Raw genomic sequence first — 7,064 nt, forward strand, 5'->3', positions numbered from 1 at the left:
GGGGGGGGGGGGGGGGGGGGCTACGGGCATCCCCTTATGGGGTAGAGACAGGGGAGGGGGGGCAGGCCCCCTCCCCGTCAGCCCCTTCCCCCAATGGCGATATCCTCACGGTCCAGTGTGTCGGGCTTCCTCCTTACTTCAGCGGTTTAACTTAGTATTTCTTAGTTTGCAGTCCCCAGTTCTCATGCCATGCATACTATCCGTGGATTGAGGGGGGTTGTGCGGGTCATTATCCCTTCTTTGGGTTCGGTTGTACACTAACTTGACCCGCGAGCATCCTTGTGCGCGCCTGCGCCTATGTCTGACCTGCCCCCACCTACCGCTGCTATTACCCATAGTTTCAGGCGTCATTCATGGTTTCCTTCATTTCTCCGATAAGTCTCTTCAGGCTCACAATGCAAGAATCCAACAGGTCTTGTATCTTCCAAGACATACGCACCAGATATGAGAAGATTCTGATTACTACTGAGGTTAAAACCAGCTCCGCTTACACGCTTTTCGCCGATGACAACCCAACAAAGTGCAAGATTCTCACGTGCAAGATATTCTTTCAAAACGTCCTCTCGAATCAGAAGAGCGTCTGGCCCCTCTGCTAGGGAGATTGGATCAAAAGCCGCAAGTCGACCGCTGGTATCGAAGAAATCACCTACTTTCCCGCCCCACCGGAGGCCAAGGCCTTCGATGACCTCACTAGTTGGCAGTCGTAAGGTGTATCCTTCGTCAATTGAGCAATCAAAACCGCTCGATTCGCACGAATACTCAAACGTAATTGGCTTAACCACCACAGGACAGCCATGGCTCGGTTGTGCCCATCCCCCGTCTCCGCGCTCTCGAGAATATCGTTCCCTAAAATACCTGAAGGCTGGGGACCATCCATATTCTCCCAGAAACATTTCATAGGTTCCGAGTGCTTCAGGCATCCATCGCCCCCAGAAGTGCACATTCCGGGCCCACGTCATGAATGCATCCACATCTTCGGCGTGTACCAGATAGCCAGTGCAGATGTAAGATATCTCACGCATGTCTGTGTCTTCTGGCTCTCGATCTAGGGGGAGTGGTTGCTTCCAGATGAATAGGCTCTGCACATTGAGCCATCGCGCTCTACCCTCCAGGTCTGAGACGACTAAGAGGTTCTTGACCTTGGGCAGGTCATCATCCCGTAGCACCCACTCTTTAGGGTCTTCCGGTTCTTCCCAGCTATCATATCCTGAAGACTCCCACCATCCCGTTGAGTGACCATTCCACGATGTCTCTCCATGAGAGGTGCGTAGAGTGCATGATGGATCGATATCGCGAAGGTGATTCTGCCAAGGTCCCTCATAGAACAGGTCATCGTATTCTCCGCCCCAGTGCTCCCTGTAATGATAATGATCGGCCACATATGCCATGATCTCATGGTATGCGATCCACTGGTACTTTTTGCCGATTCGCTCGGCCTTCGACGCATCACGGCCATGGAACCCAATCGAATAACGGTCGAATTCTCCGAAGCGTTCAGTGGTCCAACCGAGATCGAAGACACGCCAGAGGATGTATCTCTGAATGCTCTGGAGATCAAACCCTGGTGGATGGCGCTCGTCAAGGTTCACCAATGCAGAGAGCATATCCTCTACAAGATGGGCATGTTCCTCTGAAGTCACAGATCGGAGTGCGTTTAGTGCTTCATCTCGTTTACTTTCTGCGTTTTCGATCTCTTCGTCGGGTACCTTTTCTTTCGTTGGCATGTGCTTATCATCTGGATCAGAGTCTTCATCCCGCCCCTCACCATAGAGCGTAGAAATTCTTCGCATCAACAAAATATTATGTAATGCACTGTTTGCGGCCTGGAAAGTCTCCCAAACTGCTTTTTCTTCTGCCGAAAATTCTTCCTGGAGCACAGCAATACGCTCATCGAGAGATTGCCATGGTGGATCTTCAAGCCGCAAAGAAAGCCAACGCCTAGAAGTAGATGAAAAGTTTGTCCCGATCACGTACCTGGCAAAATCGTCGCCCATTACAGATCCGCCGATGCGATTTCGTGCCCACTCCAGATCCCCACTGTCATGGGAGCCCCGAGACCAATCTGGCATGAGAGGCATTATGTCTTCCTCGGTCGGGATGGTTGGCCACTCACTTGCGTACGGCGGGCGGATACGCTCGACAACGACGTCGAGGTCCACCTGAAGATAGAGCCCACGCTCGACAACACCGCGAGCATAGTCCCGGAGCAGGATCTGTGCAGGGGGCATACCGTTTGCGAATACATGGTCATAGACACACTGCGCCAGAACTCTGATGCTCTTAGGGTCATGGCTCCGCATGGCCACGCCATATGCAACGGCATAGATGCGTTCCGTAACATACGGATCGTCCACATTATCGAATTTTTCGACGAGTCGGACAACGGCGTCTAACCGCCCAGTCAGCAAGTTCACAAGGGCTTTTGTGGCTCGATCGCGAAGGAAGCGGTTAGAGGTTGTGAGCATCCATGATAACGCGATTGCACAGAGGTCGATGACCTCCTCTTCAATAGGGGTATCTGGTTGGATGGAAGTTGCCCAATCTACCAACCTGTCCACCGCACCTTGATTTCCCCATGCGTGGTGCAGATAAATGCTCCACCAAGCATCACGGACGGGCATTTGATCCATTCGTAGGCGTCGGTCAAGGAAGTTCGCGTTAAATGGATGGTCCGGAAGAGCGGCAACCGTCAGGAGCACATCGAGGGTGTCGTCCAGATCACTTTTCGTTTGGATAAGTTGGTCCAGTACAGTGAGGGTATTCTTAGAGAACGCAGTGACGTCTCGCCAGATAATGCTCTGTCTGAAGGCACTTTTAGTATGCCAGACGTCTACGATCTCTGGAGCCAGAGTGACAAGTTCCTTACTGGTACACTCAGGGATCTGGATACACATTGCCTCGAGGAGGCCGGGTGCGACGTAGCGATTTTCATCGTATATAAATGCAAGTGGCCCTTCTTCCGTAAAGGCTGCGGCCGGATCTGCGCGGTCAAGATGGGTATCGAGTAGCACCTTGGCCATAAGATGATCGGCCAGCCGTTCGTATGCGATGAAGACCACGTCTTCCCATTTGTTGTCACTACACCGCATGAGATCCTCAACGAGCACGCCCTCGGATGCCAAACCATGGTAAAGAGAACGCTCATACTCGCGCCCAGGAAGAAAGTTGTTCACAATTTCTTCGGCCTTTTCCAATGGGAGCCAGCGTTCTTCACTGTCAGCCATCGCCTTTGCGAGGGCCTCCAATGCTCGGTGAACCAAGGGTTTTCTCGGATTGAAGCGAAGTTCCTCGATGAGTTTCTTATTGATCGCATTGAGATAGAGGTTGAATGTGGCAGTTATCCCATTGATGCCGCGCGGTAATCGACGCATCTCACTTTTGTGGAGGCCTTCGCAGAGAGTCTTGAGATAGAGAGGATTGTGAAACTCCGGTGCTAGGAGGGGGGTCGATGGCAACTCAATGCCATAGTAGAGGAAAAAGGTCCGCGTGGCGTCGTACTCGTGGCCTGCAAATCCCTCGTGTATCACGGTGACCGCTTGCGTGCGCACGTCTTTAGGTACGACAATCTCCTCATAAGAAGACCGAATCGCAAACACAACGCTGATCCATTTTGACTTCTGCAAACGTGCGACAAATGCCGCCAGATTGCTCGGCCAGACGTCCCGACCTTTTCCTTCGTTAATGGCATCGATCATTACGAGCGCACGACAATCAGCGACCTGTGCTGCCACTTCAAGGGCGTCGATAAACTCTTCCGCAGACAGATCACCTAGGTCTAATTGTTGAAGGGTCTGGACCCAAGGATCGTCAGTGCTTAAAAAACGCTGTCCCATGAGAAGGATCGTCGGTCGACTATCTTTGATGCGTTGTTTGGCTATGTCGCAGAGAAGGTGTGTTTTACCTGTGCCTGCATTACCCTTTAGGATCATCAAGGTTCGACCTGCAATCTCTTCTGCACGACGCGATACTTCGCACATCTTTCGAAGAGCAGATGACAATCTAATAAGATCGTAACGCCATCCATTGAAGGGGTTGATCTCATTGGAATGTGTGGGTGTTGCGCCCTTTGGATGGTTGGCATCGTACTCCTGTTCATGTTTCAACAACACAGGTTCAAGTTCTTCAGCGGTGGCCTGAGCAAAGGCGATATGTTCAGCGAGTTCTCCAAAAGGGAGTTTGCCCACTGGGGCAATCTCAATAGCCTGGATTTCAGCAAGGATCGCGTTGACCTGCAACGAAAGGTTAGATGTCAGGCTGTCTACTGTTGGTTCAACCGGATGTATTGCGGAATAACTGAAACTTCTGAACCTCTCACGGATTTCTTTAGCATGTGCCTTGGTTTGACCGAAAAATCGGGCAGTACGCCCAAAAGCTTCGAAATCATATGCGATCGGTAGTTCAATATGGATCTCAGGGGTGTAGCGCGGCCCTGCTGATTTTATGGCTTCTTCCAAGCGAGCATTAAACCATGGTTGGTCAAATCTCTGAACGTCAAACCAAAAGCGGACCCGCCCAATATGTTCTGGGCGTGTCAGTATTTCAAAGAGTTCTGAACTGCCCCAGTAGATGAACTCGACCTTCATGCCGCGTTCTGAAGCCCATTTGGTCCATTTTAGCGCATGGGTGTTCCAACGATCCATTTCTGACCGCCGGTCCTCGATGCGAGCATCTGAACGATCTAGTGGGACACAAACAAAATACTGCACAAGCCTGGGGTGTTTCTCCAGAGCTGTCTTGACTGATTTATCTATCTGCTTCAGCTGCACTTCTTCGAGTTTATCAAAGAATTTGGCCTGCCATCCCCACTCGCTGTCATCGGGAAAAACAGTATAACATTCCACACCTCCATCGGGAGTACCCTTGCGAAAGAAACGTGCATCAGTCGGGTTCACGGCGCGGGCGAGTTGAACACAGAGTTCTTCAAAGCCTTCTCTAACGGACCCGTTCAGTGGGCGGATCGTATGCCAATCTAGGACCATTGTATCTACGGTTTTTGATTGTGATTCTATTGTTAAAGCGATTTTTATTTCCTCGCATCAAAATCTACCTGACAGGGGCTTAAACACAGTGTGGCTTCAAGTTATGACTTTCCAAAGCGGTGAAACCCTCTTTAATATGGCAGATTCCCGCACAGCCACCACAACAGCCGGCCCTCGGAGAACTTTGTTCTTAATCGAGTTCTTGCTTCGAAGCCTGACGCTTCTCAAGCTCCAGACATTGCTAGCCATAGCACCTACACCCAGTCGCTCCGCATCCCCCCGTTTTATCGCCCTCCCGGGCCAACATCCTGAGGATGAAACTGCTCTTCGAACTCTCCGGCGAGCACCCCGACCTCCCGGTCGCGGAACTGGAGTGCGTGGGCACCGTGCTTGACCGGCGGGCCCAGGTTGCCGTTGCCGAGTGCCCGGACCCGGAGGCCGCCGGGCGTCTTGCCCTGACGCACGTGGTGATGGAGTACCTCGGGGAGTGCGAGCCCACGAAGGAGGCGTTTGCGGACCTCCTCCGCGACCTTGCCATCACGACCGAAAAGCCGTTTGCGGGCAGGGTGAAGAAGGTCCAGGGAAGCCGGATGGAGACCGCGCAGCTCGACCTGGAACGGCTGATCGGGAGCCTGATCGCGGGTCCGGTATCGCTCCGCGAGCCCGTCGAAGAGTACCGTGCCGTCGCGTCGGAGGACCGCTGCTACTTCGGCCGCGTTCTCTCGCGGATCGACCGGGGCGGGTTCGATGCCCGGAACCCCATGCGCCGGCCGTTCTTCCACCCCGGCGTGATGATGCCCCGGATGGCCCGGGCACTCGTGAACCTCTCTCTGGTGCGACCCGGGGAACTGGTCTTCGATCCTTTCTGCGGCACCGGCGGGATCCTCCTTGAGGCACGGGAGATCGGGGTCCGGGTCCTCGGAAGCGACTTCGACCCCGCGATGGTCGCCGGCTACCGGCAGAACCTCCCTGGGTCGGAGGTGATGATTGCCGATGCCACAGCGGTCCCGATCTGCGACCATGTCCTCGACGCGGTCGTGACGGATCTCCCCTACGGCCAGTCGGTTCGGATCCGCGCGGAGAGCATGGACCGGCTCTACGACGGCTCGCTCGCGGAGGTCCGGCGCATCCTCGGGCCCGGGAGGCGCGCGGTCGTCGTCACGCACCGCGATATCACCGATATCGCAGCCCGCCACTTTACCATCCTGCAGGAGCACGAGCAGCGGGTGCACAAGAGCCTGACCCGCCGGATCCTGGTGCTCTCCTGACGAGCCCGGGGATAACGGCGCCCGGTGCTGGCGCTCCCTCCTGTTCCTCACGACCCCGCGAGGTTGCATACCGGGTGCCGCCCCCGGCTTTATGAGGGATATCGACGAATTTCATAGGTGGATGTAAATTTTAAGCGCTACGGTCTCTATCTCGTCCGGTGGCAGCTCTCAACGCCGATCCTCGCCGGCGTGCTCTACCTGCTCGCGGGCCTCGGGGCGCTGACCGCCACCGTCATAGCGAACCTCATCGGCGGCCTCATATTCTTCTGGGTCGACCGGTTCATCTTCACCTCCCAGGCGCTTGACACCCAGTGGGAGGTCAGGGAAGAGGTCCGGTGCGTGGACTGCGGCACGGTTGCCCGGGGATACCGCCTGGTCAGGGCGAAGAACTACGACAAAACCGAAGACCCGGCACCCGAGTTCCGGTGTGAGGCGTGCTCGAAGAAGAAGTCGGAAGAACTCAAGAAGCGGGGCGTCAAGCACTGAACAGGGGTAGTCTCGAGCCCGATGGGCGGTGCTGGCTTCCGGGCAGTTGACCCTCCCGAACCTCCTCGCCGACCCCGACCCCGACCCGCTGATGCCTGCCGCGAGCGGAGACATCAACCTCGGCAAGAACGCGCGGGGGGACCTGGTCGGGACGGGGCTCAACCTCGCCGCGCCGATCCCTCTACGGCGATGGTGTTTCATGCCTATGGTGCCTATACTCTGGACAGTAGTGCCCTACGAAACAACTGGTCATCTGAGATCCCATCCTGGTGTTCCCGCTTGCATGCAATCCGGGGCACGGCTTTCCCTAGGGTATCGCCATGACTGCCCC

4 protein-coding genes are annotated in these 7,064 nt (G+C 55.0%); 3 read left to right on the plus strand and 1 reads right to left on the minus strand.

The features are described 5' to 3' along the window. Window positions 1-347 precede the first annotated feature (347 nt). A complete protein-coding gene (gene avs2 / locus BP846_RS13025; RefSeq protein WP_292396264.1) occupies window positions 348-4,979 on the minus strand; it encodes an AVAST type 2 anti-phage system protein Avs2 in 4,632 nt (1,543 codons plus the stop codon). Window positions 4,980-5,293: 314 nt separating this feature from the next. Between avs2 and BP846_RS13030 the strand changes: the two genes are divergently transcribed. The 3 genes from BP846_RS13030 to BP846_RS13040 all read left to right on the plus strand — a co-directional run. Further along, window positions 5,294-6,247 carry a methyltransferase domain-containing protein gene (locus BP846_RS13030; protein ID WP_292396267.1) on the plus strand — a complete coding sequence of 318 codons (954 nt, stop codon included), beginning with the start codon at window positions 5,294-5,296 and terminating at the stop codon, window positions 6,245-6,247. A 117-nt stretch (window positions 6,248-6,364) separates the two neighbouring features. Beyond that, window positions 6,365-6,733, plus strand: a complete 369-nt coding sequence (locus BP846_RS13035; RefSeq protein ID WP_292396270.1) for a hypothetical protein — start codon at window positions 6,365-6,367, stop codon at window positions 6,731-6,733. A 28-nt stretch (window positions 6,734-6,761) separates the two neighbouring features. Beyond that, on the plus strand, window positions 6,762-7,064 hold a 303-nt coding region (locus BP846_RS13040), incomplete at its 3' end, for a hypothetical protein (protein WP_292396273.1).

The sequence above is a fragment of the Methanoculleus sp. UBA303 genome, assembly GCA_002501655.1.
Taxonomy (GTDB): domain Archaea; phylum Halobacteriota; class Methanomicrobia; order Methanomicrobiales; family Methanoculleaceae; genus Methanoculleus.

What these genes read in the sequence shown, in the direction of transcription:
- avs2 (WP_292396264.1), bottom strand. Translation starts at nt 4,979, where the DNA reads ATGGTCCTAGATTGGCATACGATCCGCCCACTGAACGGGTCCGTTAGA.
- BP846_RS13030 (WP_292396267.1), top strand. Translation starts at nt 5,294, where the DNA reads ATGAAACTGCTCTTCGAACTCTCCGGCGAGCACCCCGACCTCCCGGTC.